This is a genomic window from Arthrobacter sp. UYCu512, assembly GCF_040547075.1.
GTDB lineage: Bacteria > Actinomycetota > Actinomycetes > Actinomycetales > Micrococcaceae > Arthrobacter.
Window position 1 is genome coordinate 114,472 of the sequence record NZ_JBEPPA010000008.1, and the last position, 21,148, is coordinate 135,619.

The window sequence follows — 21,148 nt, forward strand, 5'->3', positions numbered from 1 at the left end:
GAGGACTATACGATGACCGAACTCAATGTGGCCCGCACGGCCCTCGAGGATGTCGAAGAGGCGCTTATGGATGTGATCGACCCTGAACTGGGCGTGAACATCGTTGATCTGGGCCTCCTGTACGGACTGAAGTACTCGGACGACGATGGCGCCCTGCTGATCGACATGACGCTTACGACGGCTGCCTGCCCGCTCACCGATGTGATCGAGGAGCAGGTCGGCAAGGCCCTCGACGGGGTCGTCGACGAATGGCGGCTGAACTGGGTGTGGATGCCGCCGTGGGGTCCGGAACGGATCACCGAAGATGGCCGCGACCAGATGCGGGCCCTCGGCTTCAACATCTAAGTCTGCACCGCGTCCCGGACGTACAGACGACGGCGGGCCCACCCCCTGGGGGCGGGCCCGCCGTCGGCGTTTCACGGCCTGCAGGGTCTGCGGCTACGGGGTGGCGCCGGTGAAGGTGTCGCACTGCTTGATATCCCCGGACGTGTAGCCCCGGTAGAACCAGGTCTGGCGCTGGGCACTGGAACCGTGGGTCCAGGCCTCCGGAGTCACCTTGCCGGTCGCGGCCTTCTGGATCCGGTCATCACCGACCGCCGAGGCAGCGGACAGCGCGTCCTTGAGGTCTTGCTCCTTGAGCGGTTCCAGGAACGGCACCCCGGTCGCGGGATCCTTCGCGGTGGTGGCGTAGTGCACCCACAAGCCCGCGTAGCAGTCAGCCTGCAGTTCCACCCGGACGGCCCCGGATTCGGGTCCTTGGGGATCCTGCTGGGCCCGGTCCAGGTTCCCCAGGATGTTCTGGACATGGTGGCCGAACTCGTGGGCCACCACATACTCCTGCGCCAGCGGTCCGCCGGAAGAACCAAACCGATCCACCAGTTCCTGGAAAAAGCCCGGGTCAAAGTACGCGGTACTGTCGGCGGGGCAGTAGAACGGCCCCACCTCCGAGGTGGCATTGCCACAGCCTGTGCCGGTGGCCGCAGCGAAGATAACAGTCTGCGGTTGCGGGTACCGGGTGCCGGTTTCCGCCAGGTAGGCGGGCCAGAACGCGTTCAGGCTGTTGACCGTTCCCGTGATCCGGCAGTCGAGGCGGGCGTCCGCATCGGCACCTGTCAGGCAGGCCGCGGCGGCGCCCTGCCCCTGCGGCCCGGGGTCCTGCGTGCTGCTTCCGCCAAGGCCATCCAGCAGGGCGGGATTTACGCCGAGCAGGACCGCGATCAACAGGACGATGCCCCCGCCAATCCCGCCGCCGACCTTAACGCCGCGGCCCGCGCCGCGGCGGTCTTGTACCTGGGATGGGTCCAGTTGGACGTTGTCATTAAAACTCATGGAGTCACAATATCGTGGACCGGCTGCCCGGCACTCCCCGGCCGGTAAAGTTGATTCGATGCCGTTTATCAACAGACTCCAGCAGTGGGCCGATGACCGCCCCGACGGTACCGCCGTCGTGGTGGCCGGGCAGCGCCTGAGCTGGGAGGAACTGCGCGAGGCGGCCGCCGGCCTGGTGGACGGCTCGCCCGCGGTGACGGTGCTCTGTGAGGAGAACTCCCTGCACTTCGCCGCGGCGTTTACGGCCGCGGTGGCGGGGGAGCGGCAATGCGCGGTGCTGGACCCGGCCTGGCCGCCGCACCTGCAGGACGAAATCAGGAAACGGATTGGCGACGCAGTTCCGGCCGCGGATGCGCTGGTCGCCGGGTCCGCTCTGGTGGACGGGCCGGCCGGGTCCCCGTTCCTGATCGGCCTGACCTCGGGCACCACGTCGGTTCCCAAGGCATTCAGCCGTTCCCGCCGGTCCTGGCGGCTGTCCTTTGACGCCTCGGTGGAGTTCTTCGGCCTGGAACCGGGGGACAGGACCCTGGCGCCCGGCCCGCTGGCCGCCAGCCTGAACCTCTATGCCCTGTCCGAATGCCTGTATGCAGGCTCGGAGTTCCACACCCTGGCCAGGTTCGACGTCGGAGAGGCACACGCTGCCGTCAGCCACGACGGAATCACCCGGCTGGTCCTGGTCCCTACGATGCTCCGGCTCCTTAGCGAACGGGGCCTAAGCGGTGGTGTCGACGCAGCCGGCATCCGGAGCATCATCTGCGCCGGTTCGAAGCTGGACGCGCGGACCCTCGAGGCGGCACGCCGCTGGGCACCCAATGCCACCATCTTCGAGTACTACGGCGCCTCGGAGCTCAGCTTCGTCTCCGGCGCGGGCCTCCTGCCCGGGCAGCCCCCGGAACAGCTCGGAACCGGTATCGGCACGGCATTTCCCGGCGTCGCAATCCGCATCCTCGACGACGCCGGAGACCCGTTGCCCGACCGAAGCGTTGGCAACATCTGCGTGCGCAGCGGGATGGTCAGTGACGGCTACCTCTGGGGCGACGACGGCCACGCGCTGCAGAACGTCAACGGATGGCACACCGTGGGAGACCAGGGCTACCTTGAGGGCGCCACGCTGCACATGCTGGGCCGACGCGCAGAGATGATCATCACCGCCGGCACCAACGTCTACCCGCATGAGGTGGAGCTGGCTTTGGCTGCCATTCCGGGCGTGGCCGCCGCTGTTGCCGCGGGCCCTGCGGATGATCTCCGCGGCCAGAAGGTCGTCGCCGGCATTGTCCCCTCCCACGGGGGCGTGACAGCGACCCAGCTGAAGGCGGGCGTTGAGGGCGTGCTGGCCCGCAGCAAACGGCCGTTGCAGTACTTCCTCCTGGCGGAGCTTCCCCTGACGGACCGCGGCAAACTCAGCCGGGAACTGATGCTCGACTGGATCGCCCGCAACGACCCCCGGGTCCGGCGCCTTGACTAACCCCAGCCCACTGATTCTTCCCGAGGACCGGCAGCCGGTCATCATCGCCGCCAGGCGCACCCCGATTTGCCGGGCCAACGGAGTCCTAAAGACCGTGCCCGCCCATGAACTCCTCGCCCCCGTCCTCCAAAGCCTGCTGCGCGACACGGCCGTGGCCCCGGAAGCTGTCGAGGACGTTCTGATCGGCAACGCCGTGGGCGGCGGCGGAAACGTGGCCCGGCTAGCGGCCCTCGGAGCCGGGCTGCCCGTCAGCGTCCCCGGTCTCACAGTGGACCGCCAGTGCGGCTCCGGTCTCGACGCAATTGTGCTCGCTTCCCGCTTTGTGGCCGCAGGCGGCGGCGGACTGTATCTGGCCGGCGGTGTGGAAAGCATCAGCACGGCCCCGCTTCGCGCCCGCACAAATAGCGCCGGCGTCCCGGAGTTCTTCTCCCGGGCGCAGTTTGTCCCCCCCGGATACGGTGACCCTGATATGGGGCAGGCCGCGGAAAACGTGGCCTCCCGCTTCGGGATCAGCCGGGAGCGCCAGGACGCCGGTGCGCTGCGCAGCCACCACCGCGCCCTGGCTTCGGCAGCGGCAGGACTCTTCGACGCCGAGATAGTTGAACTCCCCGGGGTGTCCGGACCGGACGGTCCGCGCACCATCCGGAGCGACGACGGGCCGCGCCGCGGGTTGACAGCGGCTGTGCTGGCCCGGTTCCCGCCGGCGTTTGCCGCCGCCGGTACCGTCACCGCAGGGAACTCATGCTTCGACGCCGACGCGGCCGCCGCCGTCGTGATCACCTCGGTCGAACGGGCACGTTCGCTCGGCGCCCGCGACGGGCTTTTGGTCCGGGACACGCAGACGGCGGGCGTGGATCCGGAACTCTTGGGCATCGGCGCGGCGGTGGCGGCCGCGCGGGTGCTGGGCCGCAGCCGCGTTACGGCCGCGGAGCTGGGCCTGGTCGAGTTCAACGAGGCATTCGCAGCCCAGACGATTGCGTGCCTGGACCGGCTCGGCATCGACCCGGAGCGCGCAAACCTCGATGGCGGGGCCCTGGCCCTCGGGCACGCCTACGGGGCGTCCGGCGCGGTGCTGGTCACCCGGCTGCTGGCCCAGGCCCGCCGCACCCCGGTGCAGGGACAGCTGGCGCTTGCCCTGATCAGCATCGCCGGCGGAATGGGAACCGCGGCGCTGCTGGAATACCGGAGTCTTCGGTAGTTGCGTCCCTGCCTCCGGTGGACATGCCCAACCGCCGTCGGCGCATGGACATGCCCAACCCCGGGCTCACCCGGTGGACATAACAGGTCTGGGTCCAGTGGCACGGGCCAGGGGAGGACATGTCCAGCGGCGGGTGCGGCTAGGGGAGGACATGTCCAACGGCGGGTGGGGCTGGCTCGCCATGCCCCTCGGTCCCGGTCCCGGTCTCGGCTTCGCCCAGGCCGCGAGCAGCCAGCGCCTCTCCGGTTTGCCGGGCAAAGGCGACTGTGGTGATAAAGACCGGGAGGATCAGGGCACGGGGGTTGCGTTCGAGCCCGCGGGCTCGGGCGGCATCGCGGACGTCGCCATAGGCGCCGGCGATGAACGGGATGCTGCGGAGCATAATGGCGATGGTCAATGCGAAGCGCTCAGGATCCGCACCGAGGCGCCGGAAGGGCCGCGCCAGCGAAGCCACCCCGTCGAGCAGCCGCTGCACCGGGGTGGTGGCGGTAAGGATCGACGCCGCCACAATACAGACCAGCACGTTCAAGACAATCCGTGCCGCGGTAGGACCGCCCAGCTGCCACCACTGGAACACCCCGATCACCAGCAGCACCGGAAGCACCGGCCGGACCGCCTGCATCAGCCGCGACAGGCCTGCGCCGCCCAGCAGGAACACCACGGACAGCACTGCCAGAGCTGCTGCCGAAGCGGCCCAGTCCACAATCAGGAACGACGCAAGGCCGCAGCCGACAACCAGCAGGAACTTCAGCCACAGCGGTGCGCGGTGCAGCAGGGTATCTCCGGGCACATAGTTGGCGAGCAGGAACGCGTGGTTGCTCATAGCTGTTCCGCCTGCGGATGCCCCCGCCTCGGCCGGACCGGACCGGGGGCCGGAGCTTGAGTGGGTCGTGGCCAGGAACCGAAGGGCCCGCCGGCGCAGAGCCCGCGGTAGTGCTCGACGGCGGCGGCAGGGCCGCCGTCGAACACCACCGTGCCGGCGTCGACCACAAGGACCCGGTCAAGGTCCAGCGCCAGCTCCAGATCGTGGGTGGAGAGGATGACCTGCTGGCTGAGCCCGGCCAGGGTGCGCCGCAGCAGTTCCCGGTTGCGCAGGTCCAGCAGGGTCGACGGCTCGTCCAGGACCAGCACGGCCGGATCCACGGCCAGGACCGCCGCAAGAGCCAACAATTGGCGTTCCCCGCCGGACAGCTCGTAGATGCTCTGGTCCGCCAGGGGCAACAGCCCAAAGCGCTCCAGCACCGCTTCGGCCTTGCTTCGCCGGTCCCGGGCATTGCGGACCGAACGCCGGAGGGAAAGTTCCACATCCTCTCGGCCGGTCGGCATGACGAGTTGGGACAGCGGATCCGTAAAGACAAAACCAACGCGCCGGCGTACTTCCCGGACTGCGCGGACGGTGTCCTGCCCGTCTACAGTGACAGTCCCGCTGCTTGGTTGCACGAGCCCGTTCAACAGCCGCAACAGGGTGGACTTGCCGGAGCCGTTGGCACCAATCACTCCGATCCGCTGCTCCGTGAATCGCAGGGTGAGCCCCTTCAGCAGGGTCTTCGGCTCGGCCCGGCCGTCGATGTCCACCCGCACCGCGGCCCGGTCCAGCACGATGGTGCTCATGGCCGCTGGGCCGCCTTGGCGTTGGAACTGCTGCCGGCCGCGGGGCCGGCCGGCAGAACGGTTTGGACCCGGCGGAGCAGCAGGTCCGGGAAGGCCTTGTGCAGGGTCAGCGCAATTGTCACGGCCAGCACGTTTTTGATCACATCTCCCGGGTAGAAGACCAGGTCACCGAGGAACGCTTTTTCGAAGTCAAGCTTTGCATTAACCATCACACCCAGGATGCCGAGGCCGTGGACGAAGATGATGCTGCTCACCATCGCAGCAGCAAAGAGAAGCGCCGGGCGGCCCCTGCCGGTACGGCCCGCGGTCCGCCGGAGCACCATTGCGCTGAGCCAGCCCACCGCCGTCGCGGCAAACACGAAGCCGATGATGTAACCCGCCGAAGGACCGGCCAGGACCCCGAGCCCGCTGCGTCCGCCGCTGAAGATCGGCAGCCCGGCGAGACCAAGGAGCACATAGAGCCCGACGGCGGCAAACGCCCTGCCGGGGCCGAGCGCGAGACCGGTCAGCATCACGGCGAGCGTCTGCACCGTGATGGGAACACCCAGCCCGGCCACCGGAACGGCGGCAATCAAGGCTGAGCCGGCCACCAGCGCGGCGAAAACCGCGACCAGTGCCAGGTCGGTGGCGTTCCAGCGGTTCCGTTGCCGGGCGCGGGTGGCGGCGTCGCTGCCAGTGGTCTCTGTCATGGGATTTCCTATCGCAAGTGACACGGGGACTGCTCCTGGATTTGACTCTACGGCCGCAGCGGCAAGGGTTTTTTGTAGATGACCTACTAACCAGCGGACCGCCGGCTGGAGGCCCCCGCCAACAGCTGGCCACCGGAGATTCGGGCCGCCGGCGGCGTCCTTGTCAACAGCCGTAGGCTGGGCCGGTAGACTTGAAGCGGCCGTTCTCTCGGCCACACTGCCCCGGCCCCCACCAGATTCCACCGTTGTGCCGCGGCGTTCCCCGTTGTGAAAGGCCTTAGCTGCATTGATTACCGTCCAGGATCTCGAACTGCGCGCCGGCGCCCGCCTCCTTATGGACCAGGTGAGTTTCCGGATCGACAAAGGAGACAAGATCGGCCTTGTTGGTCGTAACGGTGCAGGCAAGACCACTCTGACCCGGGTACTTGCAGGCGAGGGCCAGCCGGCCGGCGGCAAGGTCACCCGCAGCGGCGAGATCGGCTACCTGCCGCAGGACCCCCGGACCCCGGACATGGAGCAGCTGGCCCGCGACCGGATCCTGTCCGCCCGCGGACTGGACATCGCAGTCGGCAAACTCCGGCAGACCCACGAGGACATGGCCAGCGAAGACGCTGAGGTCCAGCGCAAGGCCATGAACCGCTACGACCGGCTTGAATCGGAGTTCCTGGCCGCCGGCGGTTACGCGGCCGAAGCTGAGGCCGCGGCGATCTGCTCCAACCTCGCACTGCCGGACCGGCTGCTGAACCAGCCGCTCAAAACCCTCTCCGGCGGTCAGCGCCGCCGCGTCGAACTCGCCCGCATCCTCTACTCCGACGCCGAGACGATGCTCCTCGATGAACCCACCAACCACCTGGATGCGGACTCGATCGCCTGGCTCCGCGAGTTCCTCAAGAACCACCAGGGTGGTCTGATAGTTATCAGTCACGACACCGAGCTGCTTGAGGCCACCGTCAACAAGGTGTTCCTGCTCGATCCCAACCGCGCCCAAATCGACTTCTACAACATGGACTGGAAGCGTTACCTCACCCAGCGCGAGACGGACGAGCGTGCGCGCAAGCGGGAGCGCGCCAATGCCGAGAAGAAGGCCCAGGTCCTCTTCGACCAGGCCAACAAGATGCGCGCCAAGGCCACCAAAGCTGTGGCCGCGCAGAACATGGCCAAGCGTGCCGAGCGTCTGCTCGGCGGCCTGGAAGCCGTGCGTGCCACCGACCGCGTTGCGGCGCTGCGCTTCCCGGATCCGTCGCCTTGCGGCAAAACCCCGCTCACCGCCGACGGCCTCAGCAAGTCCTTTGGCTCGCTGGAAATCTTCACCGACGTCGACCTGGCCATCGACCGCGGTTCCAAGGTGGTCATTCTGGGCCTCAACGGCGCCGGGAAGACGACCCTGCTGCGGATGCTCGCGGGCGTCGACAAGCCGGATACCGGCGAAGTCGTGGCAGGCCACGGTCTGAAAGTTGGTTACTACGCGCAGGAGCACGAGACGCTCGACGTCGACCGCACGGTCCTGCAGAACATGCGTTCCTCAGCCCCGGACATGAACGACGCCGAAGTGCGCAACATCCTGGGTTCGTTCCTGTTCTCCGGTGACGACGTCGACAAACCCGCCGGTGTGCTCTCCGGCGGTGAGAAGACCCGGCTGGCCCTCGCCACCATCGTGGCCTCCAGCGCGAACGTACTGCTCCTCGATGAGCCCACGAACAACCTCGACCCGGCAAGCCGCGCAGAAATCCTCGGGGCCTTGAGCAACTACACCGGCGCTGTTGTGCTTGTCAGCCACGATGAAGGCGCCGTGGCGGCGCTGAACCCGGAGCGGGTTGTGCTGCTGCCCGACGGCATCGAGGACCACTGGAACGAAGACTACCTGGACCTGATTACCCTGGCGTAGGGCGGGCCGCACGTTACCGTACGGCCAGCACTGTGGCTTCGGTGATCCGCTGCAGCTCAACGTAGCTGATGGAGAACATCGAGTTGTGGTCTCCGGCACCGGCCCAAAGAACGGGGTGGGCCGCCAGCGACTGATCGAGCAGCGTCCTGATTTTTTTCGGATGCCCGACCGGTGCGACGCCGCCTACTTCCTGGCCCGTATGTTCGAGCACAAAGCCGGGCGAGGCCCGGCGGATCCTGCCGGCGCCAAGTTCCGCGCTGACCTTTGGGAGATCAACTTTCGCCGCCCCGCTGGCCAGGATCAGCAGCGGCACCCCTTCGAGGTCGAAGACCAGGCTGTTGGCGATGGCGGCGACGTCGCAGCCCAGGGCGGCGGCCGCGGCGGCCGCCGTCGGGACAATCGAGTCGAAAACCGTAACGGTGTCCGCGGCACCGAGCGCGTGCAATGCGTGCTGCACCCTGGCCACGGGCCCCGGCAGCGGGCCGTCCACGCCTCAGAACCCCTGGGCGTCCAGGAGGGCGTCTTCCTCTTCCTCCGCGGTGGCTTGCTTCCGTTTGCGGGGGACCGGACGACGGCGCACGGCAGTGCCGCTGGAATGGGTCGGCCCGCCGTCGGTTTGGGCGTCCTCGGCGTCAATGGCCGCGTTTCGTGCCTGCTGCCTGGCCGCGTACCCGAAGCCGATGAACATCAGCACGCCAAACGCGAACCACTGCAGCGAATAGGAGAGGTGGGTTCCCTCGTCCGTGGAGGGCTTGGGGAAGGGGAAGGGCATATCCGCCGCGGCCGGGCTCTCTGACGCAAGCTGCCCGTAAGCGCCGCTGAGCAGGGGATACCCCAGCTGGGCGGAATAGGCGGCGAGGTCAATCGAGGCCAGCTGGCCGTCCGGGGCGCCGCGCTGGAGAGCGGGCTCGGCCGGTTTCAGGCGGGCGACGACTGTCACTGTGCCTTGCGGGGGGGCAGGAACCGCGTCGGGGCGTCCCGGGGTGTTGTTGCCGATCGGCAACCAGCCCCGGTCGATCACCACCGTCTCACCGGTGTCCACCCGGAATGGGACAACAACTTCGTAGCCCGGCTGGCCGTTGAGCGGGCGGTTGCGGACCACCCGCTGGCCACCGACGTCGTAGCTGCCCTTCAGTTCCACCTGTGTCCACTCGCGTTCGGGCGCCAGCGCGCTGAACTGGCCCTTGACCTCAGCGAAAGGAACGGGCGCGGCGGAATAGTTCGACGTGACGCGGTTGATGCCGGCCAGGGTCTCCGCCCGGCGATCCATCTGCCAGCGGCCCAAGCCGACGCAGGCCGCGGCAAATATGGCGGCCAGCAACAGGTACCCCAGCCATTTGCTGGAGAACAGAAAACGGTACATTCAGCTTGCCCTGCCTGCCGGGTTCAGTGCCACTGTGTCCTTCCAGAGCCCGCGGGCCTGCAGGTACTCCTCGAACCAGGGCCGGTGTTCTCCGCAGGCCAGCCAGATCTTGCGCCGGTCCGGGGTGTGGATTTTGGGGTTGTTCCAACGGAGCTGCCATTCAGCGCCGCGCCGGCAGCCCTTCCGGGAGCAGAAAGCTTCGGCCGGACCGGCCTCACCGCTGTTTCCGGTCAGGTCAAAGAGGTTCATGATGCGGCCCTTCCGTGTTTCCCGTCGCCGCCGGCGTTTCGCTCTGGAACCTCCGCGGACGCCTGCGTGAGGTCATCATCATCAACGATTTCGCCTTGCAGCAGCGTCATCGACGGGTCCTCCGGCGCCGGGGCAACCGGGCCGCCGGGACCGGTAGGGGCAGCCGGGCCGGCCGCCTCGCCCGGACCGGCGGGCGCTTCAAGCTGAGCCAGTGGCGCATAGTCCAGCAGCGAATCGGAGTGGATCTCGGCCGCATCGCTGCCGTTGGCCACTATAACGGCAAACCAGGGCAGGAACACGGCGCCGACGATCGGGAGGATCTTGAGCCAGCCGTCCACCACAAAAATCAGGACCAGGCACACCATGCGGATACCCATGGCGACGGCGTACTTGATCATCCGCTGGCGCATCTCTTCAGAGTGTGCGGCGGCGGCGTCAGTAATGCTGTGAACCTCGGAGTCACCGGACGGTAGTTCCGGATTCCCGTCCGCAGGTCCACGGGGTCGGTTTTTGAGTGTCAAGGCTGTCAGATCACGCTCCCAGGGCTCAGTTCAATTCTCTCACCAACGACGGGGCCGCCCAAACGCGGGCCCGCCGGGCGCTAAGATCGAAGGCAGGAAAAATCCCGCCCACCAGCGCGGCGCCGGCCGCCGCAGAATTCCGGAGCCCACCATGCCTGAAACAGCCAGCACCGGCCGCAGTGTCCTGATCACCGGCGGAAACCGCGGAATTGGCCTCGCCATCGCCGAAGCGTTCCTCGCCAACGGGGATAAAGTGGCAGTCACCTACCGCAGCGAAGCGGATCTCCCGGCCGGCATTCTTGGCGTTAAGGCCGACGTTACGGACGAAGCATCCGTGGACGCCGCGTTCGCGGACGTGGAGGCGGCCCACGGTGCGGTCGAGGTGCTGGTCGCCAACGCCGGTATCACCAAAGACACCCTCCTGATGCGCATGAGCGAGGACGACTTCACCTCTGTCATCGACACCAACCTTACGGGCGCTTTCCGCGTGATCAAGCGGGCCTCCAAGGGTATGATCCGGGCCCGCAAGGGCCGCGTGGTCCTGATCTCGTCCGTCTCGGGCCTCTTCGGCGCACCGGGCCAGATCAACTATTCGGCCTCCAAGGCCGGCCTCGTCGGCATCGCCCGCTCACTGACGCGCGAGCTGGGCGCCCGCGGTATCACTGCCAACGTTGTGGCACCTGGCTTCATCAACACCGACATGACGGCGGAACTGCCCGAGGCAACGCGGAAGGACTACCTGTCCAAGGTTCCCGCTGCGCGCTTTGCCGAGGCCTCCGAGGTGGCCAACGTGGTCCGCTGGATCGCCAGTGACGAGGCCGCCTACATCTCAGGTGCCGTCATCCCGGTCGACGGCGGCCTCGGCATGGGCCACTAAGCCGGATCCGGACGCGCCGTGGACCCGGCGGGAGCCGCGGCGCCCCCGGCGGTGGTGGCACCGGCCGGGTGGTTCCCGGACGGCACCATTGCGGCGGTGCAGACCGAAGTTCCGGGGAGTGATCCGCACAGGAGCGGAACCCGTGCCGGCGTCCTCGGCCCTGGTCGGCACTAGCCTGCCGCAGCTTCTTTGTTGACCCCAAACAACTGAAATCACCCGCAGCGCTGGCATGATGGTCTGCAGACCCACCGTTTTTGGACGTTTGGAACAAAGGAGCTCGAATGGGACTGCTGGATAACAAGACCGCAATCGTGACCGGTTCGTCGCGGGGCATTGGCGCTGAGGTAGCCAAGTTCCTCGCCGCCGAAGGCGCCGCCGTCGTGGTGAACTACCGCCAGAAGGCGCCCCGCGCCAACAAGGTGGTTGCGGAAATCGAGGCGGCCGGCGGCCGCGCTGCCGCCGTCGGAGCGGACCTCACCACCCAGGAAGGCGTCCAGGCTCTCGCCAGTGCCGCGATGGAGAACTTCGGTTCCCTCGACATCCTGGTCCTCAACGCCTCAGGCGGGATGGAATCCGGCATGGAGGAGGACTACGCGCTCAAGCTCAACCGGGACGCCCAGGTGAATATGCTTAATGCCGCAGTGCCGTTGCTGCCCGAGGGTGCCCGCGTGGTCTTTGTCACGAGCCACCAGGCGCATTTCATCAACACGGTGCCCACCATGGAGAACTATGAGCCGGTGGCACGCAGCAAGCGCGCCGGTGAAGACGCACTCCGCGAACTCATTCCAAACCTTGCCGAAAAGGGCATCTCCCTTGTCGTCGTTTCCGGCGACATGATCGAGGGAACCGTCACGGCGACTTTGCTGGACCGCTCCAACCCGGGCGCCATCGAAGCCCGCCGCGCCGAGGCCGGACGGTTGTACTCCGTGAAGGAGTTCGCGGCAGAGGTCGCCAAGATGGCCACTGCCGACGTCGAAAGCGGGCACACCGAATACGTCGGCGGGGCCGACTACTTCGACAAGAGCAGCAACTGATGACTGGCTGCTTATGCGGTTAGCGGCAAAGGCCGGGGCACCTGCCCCGGCCTTTGCCGCCGCTGCCGCGGTTCAAACGCCGGCGATAAACCGAACAGCGTCGAGATAGGGCAGGTTCACTGCGGCGTCCGCCACCGCCCGGACTGCAGGTTTGGCGTTGAACGCCACCCCGATCCCGGCCGCTTCGAGCATGTCCAGGTCGTTGGCGCCGTCGCCCACAGCAATTGTGTGCTCCATCGGGATGCCTTCTATGGCGGCCCATTCACGCAGGTATTTCTCCTTCGCCGCCCGGTCGATGACCGCACCGAGGACTTTCCCGGTCAGCGCACCATCGGCGATTTCCAGTTCGTTGGCGATCCAGTAATCAAGGCCAAGGCCCTCCGCGATCGGTTCCAGGATCTGGTTAAAGCCGCCGGAGACCACCGCCACCACATGGCCGGCGGCCCGGAAAGCTGCCACGAGCTCGGCCGCGCCGGGACTCAGCGCGACCTCGGCGCGGACGGCGTCGACGACGTCGGCTGGCAGCCCGGCAAGCACCGCCACCCGTGCGTGCAGGCTCTGGGCAAAATCCAGTTCTCCTCGCATGGCGGCCTCGGTCACCGCTGCCACTTCTTCGCGCTTGCCGGCGTGTGCCGCGAGCAGTTCAATCACTTCCTGCTGAATGAGGGTGGAGTCCACGTCCATGATGAGGAATTTCCGCTGCGCATTGCGGAGCGTGGCCGGCACGATCGCCGTGTCGATTCCGGCCGCGCCGTTTGCTGCAACTGCCCGGCGGAGGTCAGCGAGCGCCGCCCCGGACTGGCTCCCGGCAAAGCTCAGGTCCGCCATGTGAACATCAAAACGGCCGTCGCCGGTGCGGGTCTCCGCGTCCAGCGTCAGTCCCGCTGCCGCGAGCAGCGAACGGATCCGCTGCACCTCGGGAAGACTCAGTTTCGGGGCATAGCTCACGGCTGTCACTAACAGGTTCATGGCAGTAATCCTAGCGATCCGGCGGATACGGCTCCGAATTCGTTGCGTCCCGGTGACGCCTCGGCTGGCGGACAACACGGCCCCGGGGTACCGGTTATCAGTCGCCCGGTTTTTTGTCCTAGTGTCTACTCCTATGAGTGATGTTCTTGAAATGGCCGCCGTCAGCGTTGTACGTGGGGCAAAGACCCTCCTGGACAAGGTCGACTGGCAGGTCAAGGAAGGCGAACGTTGGGTGATCCTGGGTCCCAACGGTGCCGGCAAGACCACTCTGCTCCAACTGGCCGCCGCGCGGATACACCCCACGTCCGGGATGGCCGGCATCCTGGAGGAAATTCTTGGCGCCGTCGACGTTTTTGAGCTCAGGCCCCGGATCGGGCTGTCCTCAGCGGCACTGGCCAACCAGATCCCAGGACACGAGAAGGTCCTCAACGTCGTTGTCACGGCAGCCTACGGCGTCACCGGAAGGTGGCGGGAGGGCTATGAGAAAGACGACGAACGCCGCGCTTTCGCCCTCCTGAACGAGTGGGGCATGGGCCCGCTGCTCAACCGGAGCTTCGCTTCCCTCTCCGAGGGGGAGCGCAAGCGGGTCCAGATCGCCCGGGCCCTGATGACCGATCCCGAGCTGCTGCTCCTCGATGAACCCGCCGCCGGGCTCGACCTGGCCGGCCGGGAGGACCTGGTCTACCGGCTAAGCAGCCTTGCCCGCGACGAGGCTGCGCCGGCCATGGTGCTGGTCACGCATCACCTGGAGGAAGTCCCGCCGGGCTTCACCCACGCCATGCTGCTCCGCGACGGCGCCGTGGTGGCCAAGGGCCCGATTGAAGCCGTCCTCACGGCCGCGAACCTGAGTAAAACGTTCGGGCTGCAGCTGGACCTCAGCGTCGTGGCAGGCCGGTACACGGCCACCGCACGCCGCTGAACCGGCGGCTGAGCGCGCGTGGATTTCTTCAATAGCGTCTTCATTTTTTTCGCCGGACTCTGGGCCGGCACCATCAACAGTGTGGTCGGTTCCGGCACCCTGGTGACGTTCCCGGTGCTGATCGCGCTCGGCTACGCGCCCGTGACGGCGTCCATCAGCAATGCGATGGGCCTGGTCGCCGGGAACGCCGCCGGAGCCTGGGGCTACCGCAAGGAATTGTCGGGGCGAGGCAAACAGCTGCTTCGGCTGTTGCCCGCCTCGCTGCTGGGCGGCATCACGGGGGCGTACCTGCTGCTGCATCTGCCGGAAAAGGTCTTCCATTACGCCGCGCCGGCCCTGATTGTGCTGGCTCTGCTGATGGTGGTGTTCCAGCCGCGGCTGCAGCAGTGGGTCAGGGTCCGGGAGCAGAACCCCGAACACGCCATCCGGGACCGCAGCCACGGTGTAATCCTCGTGGGCCTGGTCTACCTCGCCGGTGTCTACGGAGGCTACTTTGTTGCCGCCCAGGGCATCCTGCTGGTCGGGATTCTGGGCATCTTTATGACCGGCACCATCCAGAACGCCAATGCGATGAAAAATATCCTGGTCCTGGGCGTGAACGTCGTGGCAGCGGCCTCCTATTTGCTATTTGCCTTCGGCCGGATCGAATGGGCCGTCGTCGGTTTGATTGCGGTCAGTTCACTGATCGGCGGTTTCGTCGGGTCCAAAGTCGGTCGACGGCTGTCCCCGGTGGTGCTGCGCGGCGTCATCTTCGTTTTGGGCCTGGTGGCCCTCGGTTTTATGATCGCCAACCTCTTCAAGTAGCCCGATGACCGTTGATAGCTTCCGCTGAAATGACCCGCCAGTGACTTTCCACCGCCTCGACTCCGCCGATGACCCCCGGGTCTCGGACTACACCCAGCTCACGGACGTGCACCTGCGTAAGCTCCGCGAACCCGCAGAGGGTATGTATATCGCGGAGTCTTCCCGGGTACTGCGCCGGGCCCTCGCCGCGGGGCACCGGCCCCGTTCCTTCTTCCTGGCCGACAAATGGCGTGCAGACCTCGCGGACATTTTTGAGCAGTACCCGGACGTTCCCGCCTACATCGGTTCCGCGGCCCTGCTGGAGGACATCACCGGTTTCCACCTGCACCGCGGCGCGATGGCTGCCATGCAGCGCCCCGAACCTGTGCCGCTGCCCGAGCTCCTCGCCGGGGCACACCGGGTCGCCGTGCTGGAGGACATTGTGGACCACACAAACGTGGGCGCGATTTTCCGTTCAGCGGCGGCCCTGGGGGTCGACGCCGTCCTGATCTCGCCGCGCTGCGGGGACCCGCTGTACCGCCGCAGCGTCAGGGTCAGCATGGGGGCGGTGTTCCAGGTGCCGTGGGCCCGGCTGGAGGACTGGCCGGGGGACCTGCGGGTACTCCGCAGCCATGGCTTTACAGTGGCAGCCATGGAGCTCACGGACGACGCCGTGGACCTGGACGATCTGGCTGCGCGGCAGCCGCAGAAACTCGCCCTGGTCCTCGGTACCGAGGGCGCCGGGATGAGCGCGTCCACCCTCGCCGCCGTCGATCTCGCCGTCAAAATCCCGATGCGCGCCGGCGTTGACTCGCTCAACGTCGCTGCTGCCTCCGCCGTAGCCTTCTGGGAGCTTCGTCCGCGCGGTTGAACAGCATCACCTGCCAGGCGGCGAAGGCGCCGGCTTTCCGCTATGATTGATAGCTGGCCGTCCGGTGCATTCCGCTGGCCATCCCATTCATACCTGGCAACTGGCAAAATCCAGTTGTGCGAACAAAGGTCCAATTATGAAGTCTGATACTCACCCGAAGTACGAAGCTGTTGTTTTCAACGACCTGGCTTCCGGCGTCAAGTTCCTGACCAAGTCCACCGTGTCTTCCAAAAAGACCATCGAGTGGGAAGACGGAAACACCTACCCGGTTATCGACGTCGAAATCTCCTCCGAGTCCCACCCGTTCTACACGGGCAAGCAGCGCATTATGGACTCTGCAGGCCGCGTCGAGCGCTTCAACGCTCGCTTCAAGGGCTTCGGCGGCAAGAAGTAACTTCTTCTCCCCAAGGTCTTTTGGAAAAGCCCGCACCGGTGACGGTGCGGGCTTTTTGCGTCCCGGGCGGTGCGGCGCTGCAGCGTGGTTGCGGTGCGGTCACCGCGTGGCAGGATTAAGGACATGACGTCCCCCTCCCCATCCCCGGCCCCCCGTTCCACCTCCCCTGACGACGACGGCCGCCGGCACGGGGAGTACAAGGTCCCCGGCGGCAAACTGGTGGTGGCCGATTTCGACGTCGTTGACGGCATGCTCGCGAACGTCTCACTCAGCGGGGACTTCTTCCTGGAACCCGATGAGGCGCTGCTGGAGATCAACCGGGCACTCACCGGCCTCGCCGCGGACACCAGTGCTGCGGACCTCGCGGCCGCGGTGGCAGCGGCCCTGCCGCCGGACGCCGTCCTGTTCGGTTTTTCCGCCAACGCGATAGCGGTCACGGTCCGGCGCGCCCTCGCTAAGGCCACCGGCTGGGGGGACCACCATTGGAACATCATCGCCCCGTCCGTGCTGCCCACCCGGATCAACGTTGCCTTGGACGAGGTGTTGACGGAAGAAGTTGGCGCGGGGCGCCGCAACCCCACCCTGCGCTTCTGGGACTGGGAAGAACCGTCAGTCGTGATCGGTAGTTTCCAGTCGTTCCGCAACGAACTGGATCCCGCCGGCGTCGAACGCCACGGCATCAGTGTGGTCCGCCGGATCAGTGGAGGGGGAGCGATGTTTATGGAGGCAGGCAACTGCATCACGTACTCCCTGTACCTGCCGCAGAGCCTGGTGGACGGCATCAGCTTTGCCGATTCCTACGGTTTCCTCGACGCCTGGGTGATGTCAGCCCTTGAGAAGGTCGGGATCAGCGCCTTCTACGTGCCGCTCAACGACATCGCCACCGAGCAAGGCAAGATTGGCGGTGCGGCGCAGAAGCGGCTCGCGAACGGCGGCATGCTGCACCACGTGACCATGAGCTACGACATCGATGCGGACAAGATGGTCGACGTCCTGCGGATCGGCAAGGAGAAGCTTTCCGACAAGGGCAGCCGGAGCGCAAAAAAGCGGGTCGACCCGCTCCGGCGGCAGACGGGGCTGAGCCGCGCCGAAATCGTCGCGGCCATGATCGATGTCTTCGCCGAACGCTACGCCGCGACTCCCTCGGAAATCACCCACGCCGAGCTCGCGGCCGCGCACCAGCGGGTTGAGGACAAGTTCGGCACCGCGGAGTGGCTGCACCGGGTGCCCTGAGCCCAGCTGCGCCCGGCGGTCCCGGGTCAGCCGCGGTCCCGGCCCGTACGGGCCTATACGGTACTGGCCTATACGGTGCGGGACTGTGCGGTCAATGACCGGTGCAGGTGGCTGCGCTGTTCGATGATGATCCGCCGCAGCGCCCGCGGTGCATCCGGGTGGCCGGCAAGCCACTGGTCCGTCCGGACAATAACGACGTTCGTATCCGCAGTGCCGGCGTCCAGATCCTGACCTGCCGGGTAGAGCCCGCGGACAATCCGGCTGGCTATTTCGATGCTGCGCCCGGCCCAGACGTCCTCCAGGGCGTCGAAATACCGGTCCGCGAACGGCTCCAGCAGCGGCGCCGGTGCCGTGGTGAAACCGGTGATCGTTGCGCTCAGCAACTGGTTGGACAGCGAGTTGCCATGCACCGCCTCGCGCCAGGCTGCCTCTTTCACAGCCGCCTCGGGGCGGGCTGCGAGGGCGGTGGCGTGCCCGGCCCTCCCGGCGGCGGTGTTGTCCCGGGCCAGCTCCGCGTCGAGCCGGGCGGGTGTGGCCTCGCCGTTGGCGGCCAGTGCGTGCCAGAAGTTCCAGCGGAGCTCCGCATCCACGGACAGGCCTTCAACGACGGTGCTGCCGTCCAGGATGCCGCGCAGCAGGTCAAGCAGGCCGCTGCTATGGCGGCTGGTTGTGGCGACCGTGCGGGCCCACGCCAGCTGCTGGTCGGATCCCGGCGCGGCCCGCAGCAGTTCGTCCGCAGCGAGCGTCAGGAAGCCGTGGCGGACGGCGTCCCGCCCGGCCGCGGGGACGTAACGTTCGATCGCGGTGGCGGCGTTGCCCAGGACGGTCAGGAGCACGCCGATCCCGGACTCCGCGGGCCCGAAGCGCTTGACGGCGTCCACGTAGAGGGACGCCGGAGTGACCGCGTCTCGGGCCGAGTCCCACAGTGCCGTCCAGCACAGGGCACGGGCCATCGGGTCGCTGAGCGCGCCGAGGGAGGACCGCACGGTGGCTTCCGAGCGGGGGTCCAGGCGGACCTTGGCGTAGCTAAGGTCCTCGTCGTTGACCAGCAGCAGGGCCGGCCGTAGCTTGCCGGTGAGGGACGTCACCTCGGTGTTTGCCCCGTCGACGTCAATCTCGACGCTGTCGGTCCTGACCAGGGCACCGTCTTCGTCCGCGTTGTAAAGGCCGATCCTCAGCCGGTGTGGGCGCGGCTCCTGCCGGCCCGTGGCCGGGTCTTCGGCATCCTGGCGAAGCGTCACAGTACCGATGACGCCGTCGCGCTCCTCGATCTCACTGCTGAGGGTGGAAATGCCGGAGGTTTGCAGCCACTGACGGGCCCAGCCCGCCAGGTCCCGGCCGGAGGCGGCGCCCAGCGCGGCGAGCAGCTCGGCCAGGGTCGTATTCCCGTAGGCGTGATCCTTGAAATACTGGCGCGAGCCGGCCACGAAGGCCTCGAAGCCCACGTAGGCGACGAGCTGTTTGAGTACCGAGGCGCCCTTGGCGTAGGTGATCCCGTCAAAGTTCTGCTTGGCGGCCTCGAGGTCGGGGATGTCCGCGACGATCGGGTGCGTGGTCGGCAGCTGGTCCTGCATGTAGGCCCAGGCCTTGCGGTTGTTGGCGAAGTTCACCCAGGCCGTGGCCCAGTCCGTGGTCCGGTCCACGCCAAGGGTTCCCATGTAGTCGGCAAAGGACTCTTTGAGCCACAAATCGTTCCACCACTGCATAGTGACGAGGTCCCCGAACCACATGTGGGCCATTTCGTGCAGCAGCGTGTTGGCGCGGGCCTGGTACTGCGAATCGGCGGCCCGGGAGGTGAAGACGTAGCCTTCCGTAAAGGTCACCAGCCCCGGGTTCTCCATGGCGCCAAGGTTGTATTCGGGCACAAACGCCTGGTCGTATTTCCCCCACGGGTACGGGAAGTCGAAGAGCCGGTTGAAGAAATCCAGGCCGTTCCTCGTGAGCGCGAACAGCACCTCCGGGTCGAAGGACGGTGCCATCGACGCCCGGCAGTAGAGGGCGAGCGGGACAACCAGGCTGCTCCCGTCGGCCAGGGTACCCTTCCAGGAATCCTCGGCTTTGAAATATGGGCCGGCCAGCACCGTCGTGATGTACGTGGACATCGCTTTTGTCGGGGCGAAGTCCCAGCGGCTCACGTCCGGCTCGCCCGCCACGGGCGTCCGCCGGGTCTCGATGCCGTTGGAGGACACCTGCCAGCGCGACGGCGCCAGAACGTGAAAGGTGAATTCGGCCTTGAGGTCGGGCTGTTCGAAGTTGGCGAACACGCGGCGGGCGTCGGCCGGCTCGTACTGGGTGTACAGGTAACATTCGTCATCGGCCGGATCGAAGAAACGGTGCATACCCTCCCCGGAGGTGCTGTACAGCGCGGTCCCGGTGACGGTGACCTGGTTCTCCGACTGCAGGTTCTCCAGCCGGATCCGGGACCCGTCCACAACGTCGGCAACGGCGAGCCGGTTGCCGTTCAGGGAAATGCTCTGCACCTCGCCGATGAAGTCAAGGAACGTTGAGCGGCCCGGTTCACGGGCGGAGAAGGTGATGACGCTGCGGCTTGTGTAACCGTCGACGTCCGCATCAGCGGCCGCCCGGACATCCAGGGTGACATCGTAGCTGTGGGTGGCAATCAGGGCGGATCGGTCGGCGGCTTCATCGCGGCGCAGGTTCTGGTTCGACACCCCGCTATCTAATCATGAGGAACGCGGCGCCAAGTCCCAGCGCCGCGATCAGCAGCCAGGACGCGAGGGCGGCCAGCAGCGCCCGTGCACCGGTGTGCAGCAGCTGACCCACCCGCACCGCAGAGCCGAGGCCGAACAGCGCCATCCCCAGGACCACGTCCTGGAGCACCGCGGCGCCCTCGAGGATGCCGGGGGCCAGCCAGCCCGTGCTGCGCAGGGCTGCGAGGGCCACAAAACCGAGCACAAACAGCGGAACGATCGGCGGCCGCTTGAGTCCGTCCCCGGCGTCGGCGCGGCTGCGGTGGTGCAGCCCCGCGGCGGCGACAATGGGTGCCAGCAGGATCACCCTGGTGAGTTTTACGACGACGGCGATGGCCAGTGCGCCCGCTCCGGCGGTCTGCGCCGTGGCCACCACCTGTCCCACGTCATGCACGGAGGCTCCGGTCCAGGCCCCAAAGACCTCAGGACTCAGTCCCAACGGCCGAACCAGCAGCGGCAGCACACCGATGGCCAGGGTGCCGCACAGGGTTACGAGGGCCACCGGCAACACGGTGTCCGGCTGCCGGATCCGGCGCACCGCGGCCATCGCCCCGATGGCCGAGGCGCCGCAGATGGCAAAACCGGTCGCAATCAGCAGGGAGACCTGGGGTGGCAGGCGAAAGAGCCTGCTGATGACATACGTCCCGGCGAAGGCGGCCAGCACAACGCCGGTGATGAGCAGCAGTGCGGCCCAACCAAGACCGAGCACATCCACCAGGCTGACTTTCAGGCCCAGGATCACGATTCCGGCGCGCATCAGGTGTTTGCCGGCGAAGTCCAGCCCCGGCCGCCCGGGCCCGGCGGACCAGGCGCCCAGGCCGGGGATATTTGCGGCCAGGAGCCCGAACACAACTGCCAGCGTCATGGCCGGGAGGGCCGGCACTTGGGTGTGGACCGCGAGGGCCAGGGCGACGGCGCCCGCGGCGGCCAGCAGCCCCGGCAGCAGCCTGCTCAGGCGACCGGCAGCCGGGAGCGATGGATGAGGGAAGTGAGGCACCTATCCACTGTCCCGCAAGTGCCCGAAAAAAGCCGTCACCGCCACGTCGG

At 67.1% G+C, this 21,148-nt stretch carries 21 protein-coding genes and 1 pseudogene; 11 read left to right on the forward strand and 11 right to left on the reverse strand.

The genetic code is table 11. The features are described from left to right. Positions 1 to 12 precede the first annotated feature (12 nt). Positions 13 to 345 (forward strand): metal-sulfur cluster assembly factor, encoded by a 333-nt coding sequence (locus ABIB49_RS10385; protein WP_226774901.1) that lies wholly within the window; start codon positions 13 to 15, stop codon positions 343 to 345. Between the two features lie 93 nt (positions 346 to 438). On the opposite strand, the gene ypfJ is transcribed toward ABIB49_RS10385, so the two are convergent. Continuing rightward, entirely contained in the window at positions 439 to 1,329 is an 891-nt protein-coding gene (ypfJ, locus tag ABIB49_RS10390; RefSeq protein WP_226774902.1) for a KPN_02809 family neutral zinc metallopeptidase, read from the reverse strand. A gap of 58 nt (positions 1,330 to 1,387) precedes the next feature. Between ypfJ and ABIB49_RS10395 the strand changes: the two genes are divergently transcribed. Beyond that, on the forward strand, positions 1,388 to 2,794 hold the full coding sequence (locus ABIB49_RS10395) for a class I adenylate-forming enzyme family protein (RefSeq protein ID WP_283479660.1): 1,407 nt from the start codon (positions 1,388 to 1,390) through the stop codon (positions 2,792 to 2,794). Then, positions 2,787 to 3,992 carry a thiolase family protein gene (locus ABIB49_RS10400; protein ID WP_354157043.1) on the forward strand — a complete coding sequence of 402 codons (1,206 nt, stop codon included), beginning with the start codon at positions 2,787 to 2,789 and terminating at the stop codon, positions 3,990 to 3,992. Before ABIB49_RS10395 ends, ABIB49_RS10400 begins: the two co-directional genes overlap by 8 nt. Positions 3,993 to 4,131: 139 nt before the next feature. Here ABIB49_RS10400 and ABIB49_RS10405 read toward each other — a convergent pair whose 3' ends face one another. The 3 genes and pseudogenes from ABIB49_RS10405 to ABIB49_RS10415 all read right to left on the reverse strand — a co-directional run bounded on the left by ABIB49_RS10405 (position 4,132) and on the right by ABIB49_RS10415 (position 6,292). Beyond that, complete coding sequence (locus tag ABIB49_RS10405; protein ID WP_354157044.1) at positions 4,132 to 4,815, reverse strand: energy-coupling factor transporter transmembrane component T family protein; 684 nt, start codon at positions 4,813 to 4,815, stop codon at positions 4,132 to 4,134. Beyond that, a pseudogene (locus ABIB49_RS10410) lies at positions 4,812 to 5,501 on the reverse strand (energy-coupling factor ABC transporter ATP-binding protein); the annotation flags it as partial. The pseudogene ABIB49_RS10410 and the gene ABIB49_RS10405, both read right to left, overlap by 4 nt. Before the next feature lie 98 nt (positions 5,502 to 5,599). After that, a complete protein-coding gene (locus ABIB49_RS10415; protein WP_354157045.1) occupies positions 5,600 to 6,292 on the reverse strand; it encodes a biotin transporter BioY in 693 nt (230 codons plus the stop codon). 286 nt (positions 6,293 to 6,578) lie between these two features. Between ABIB49_RS10415 and ABIB49_RS10420 the strand changes: the two genes are divergently transcribed. Next, a complete protein-coding gene (locus ABIB49_RS10420; protein WP_226774908.1) occupies positions 6,579 to 8,177 on the forward strand; it encodes an ABC-F family ATP-binding cassette domain-containing protein in 1,599 nt (532 codons plus the stop codon). A gap of 13 nt (positions 8,178 to 8,190) precedes the next feature. Here ABIB49_RS10420 and ABIB49_RS10425 read toward each other — a convergent pair whose 3' ends face one another. Genes ABIB49_RS10425 through ABIB49_RS10440 form a run of 4 tightly spaced genes read right to left on the reverse strand, consistent with a single transcriptional unit; the run spans position 8,191 to position 10,310 of the window. Further along, entirely contained in the window at positions 8,191 to 8,667 is a 477-nt protein-coding gene (locus tag ABIB49_RS10425; protein WP_226774909.1) for a YbaK/EbsC family protein, read from the reverse strand. A gap of 3 nt (positions 8,668 to 8,670) precedes the next feature. Continuing rightward, positions 8,671 to 9,540 (reverse strand): SURF1 family cytochrome oxidase biogenesis protein, encoded by an 870-nt coding sequence (locus ABIB49_RS10430; RefSeq protein WP_226774910.1) that lies wholly within the window; start codon positions 9,538 to 9,540, stop codon positions 8,671 to 8,673. Continuing rightward, positions 9,541 to 9,789, reverse strand: a complete 249-nt coding sequence (locus ABIB49_RS10435; protein WP_226774911.1) for a hypothetical protein — start codon at positions 9,787 to 9,789, stop codon at positions 9,541 to 9,543. It lies immediately after the preceding gene. Continuing rightward, entirely contained in the window at positions 9,786 to 10,310 is a 525-nt protein-coding gene (locus ABIB49_RS10440) for a DUF3099 domain-containing protein (RefSeq protein WP_226774912.1), read from the reverse strand. The genes ABIB49_RS10435 and ABIB49_RS10440 overlap by 4 nt, the downstream gene beginning before the upstream one ends. Positions 10,311 to 10,461: 151 nt before the next feature. On the opposite strand from ABIB49_RS10440, the gene fabG reads away from it, so the two are divergent. Together fabG and ABIB49_RS10450 are read left to right on the forward strand one after the other, a co-directional pair. Next, complete coding sequence (fabG, locus tag ABIB49_RS10445) at positions 10,462 to 11,187, forward strand: 3-oxoacyl-ACP reductase FabG (RefSeq protein ID WP_226774913.1); 726 nt, start codon at positions 10,462 to 10,464, stop codon at positions 11,185 to 11,187. Between the two features lie 281 nt (positions 11,188 to 11,468). Further along, positions 11,469 to 12,221: an SDR family oxidoreductase gene (locus ABIB49_RS10450; RefSeq protein ID WP_226774914.1), complete on the forward strand. Its 753-nt coding sequence runs from the start codon at positions 11,469 to 11,471 to the stop codon at positions 12,219 to 12,221. A gap of 72 nt (positions 12,222 to 12,293) precedes the next feature. Here ABIB49_RS10450 and serB read toward each other — a convergent pair whose 3' ends face one another. Beyond that, entirely contained in the window at positions 12,294 to 13,190 is an 897-nt protein-coding gene (gene serB, locus ABIB49_RS10455; RefSeq protein ID WP_226774915.1) for a phosphoserine phosphatase SerB, read from the reverse strand. Positions 13,191 to 13,323: 133 nt separating this feature from the next. Here serB and ABIB49_RS10460 point away from each other — a divergent pair, with 133 nt between their 5' ends. The 5 genes from ABIB49_RS10460 (at position 13,324) to lplAB (ending at position 17,390) form a co-directional block, all read left to right on the forward strand. After that, the gene (locus ABIB49_RS10460) at positions 13,324 to 14,109 is read left to right on the forward strand and encodes an ABC transporter ATP-binding protein (protein ID WP_226774916.1); all 786 of its coding nucleotides are present in this window, start codon (positions 13,324 to 13,326) and stop codon (positions 14,107 to 14,109) included. 18 nt (positions 14,110 to 14,127) lie between these two features. Further along, positions 14,128 to 14,913, forward strand: a complete 786-nt coding sequence (locus ABIB49_RS10465) for a sulfite exporter TauE/SafE family protein (protein WP_226774917.1) — start codon at positions 14,128 to 14,130, stop codon at positions 14,911 to 14,913. A gap of 40 nt (positions 14,914 to 14,953) precedes the next feature. Continuing rightward, a complete protein-coding gene (locus tag ABIB49_RS10470; RefSeq protein WP_282359936.1) occupies positions 14,954 to 15,763 on the forward strand; it encodes a TrmH family RNA methyltransferase in 810 nt (269 codons plus the stop codon). Between the two features lie 136 nt (positions 15,764 to 15,899). After that, entirely contained in the window at positions 15,900 to 16,157 is a 258-nt protein-coding gene (locus ABIB49_RS10475) for a type B 50S ribosomal protein L31 (RefSeq protein ID WP_024365679.1), read from the forward strand. A 123-nt stretch (positions 16,158 to 16,280) separates the two neighbouring features. Further along, positions 16,281 to 17,390, forward strand: coding sequence for a lipoate-protein ligase LplAB (gene lplAB, locus ABIB49_RS10480; RefSeq protein WP_282359935.1), 1,110 nt, complete (start codon positions 16,281 to 16,283; stop codon positions 17,388 to 17,390). A gap of 68 nt (positions 17,391 to 17,458) precedes the next feature. Here lplAB and pepN read toward each other — a convergent pair whose 3' ends face one another. Continuing rightward, positions 17,459 to 20,062 (reverse strand): aminopeptidase N, encoded by a 2,604-nt coding sequence (gene pepN, locus ABIB49_RS10485; protein WP_354157046.1) that lies wholly within the window; start codon positions 20,060 to 20,062, stop codon positions 17,459 to 17,461. 4 nt (positions 20,063 to 20,066) lie between these two features. After that, positions 20,067 to 21,098 (reverse strand): YeiH family protein, encoded by a 1,032-nt coding sequence (locus tag ABIB49_RS10490; protein WP_354157047.1) that lies wholly within the window; start codon positions 21,096 to 21,098, stop codon positions 20,067 to 20,069. Between the last annotated feature and the right edge of the window lie 50 nt (positions 21,099 to 21,148).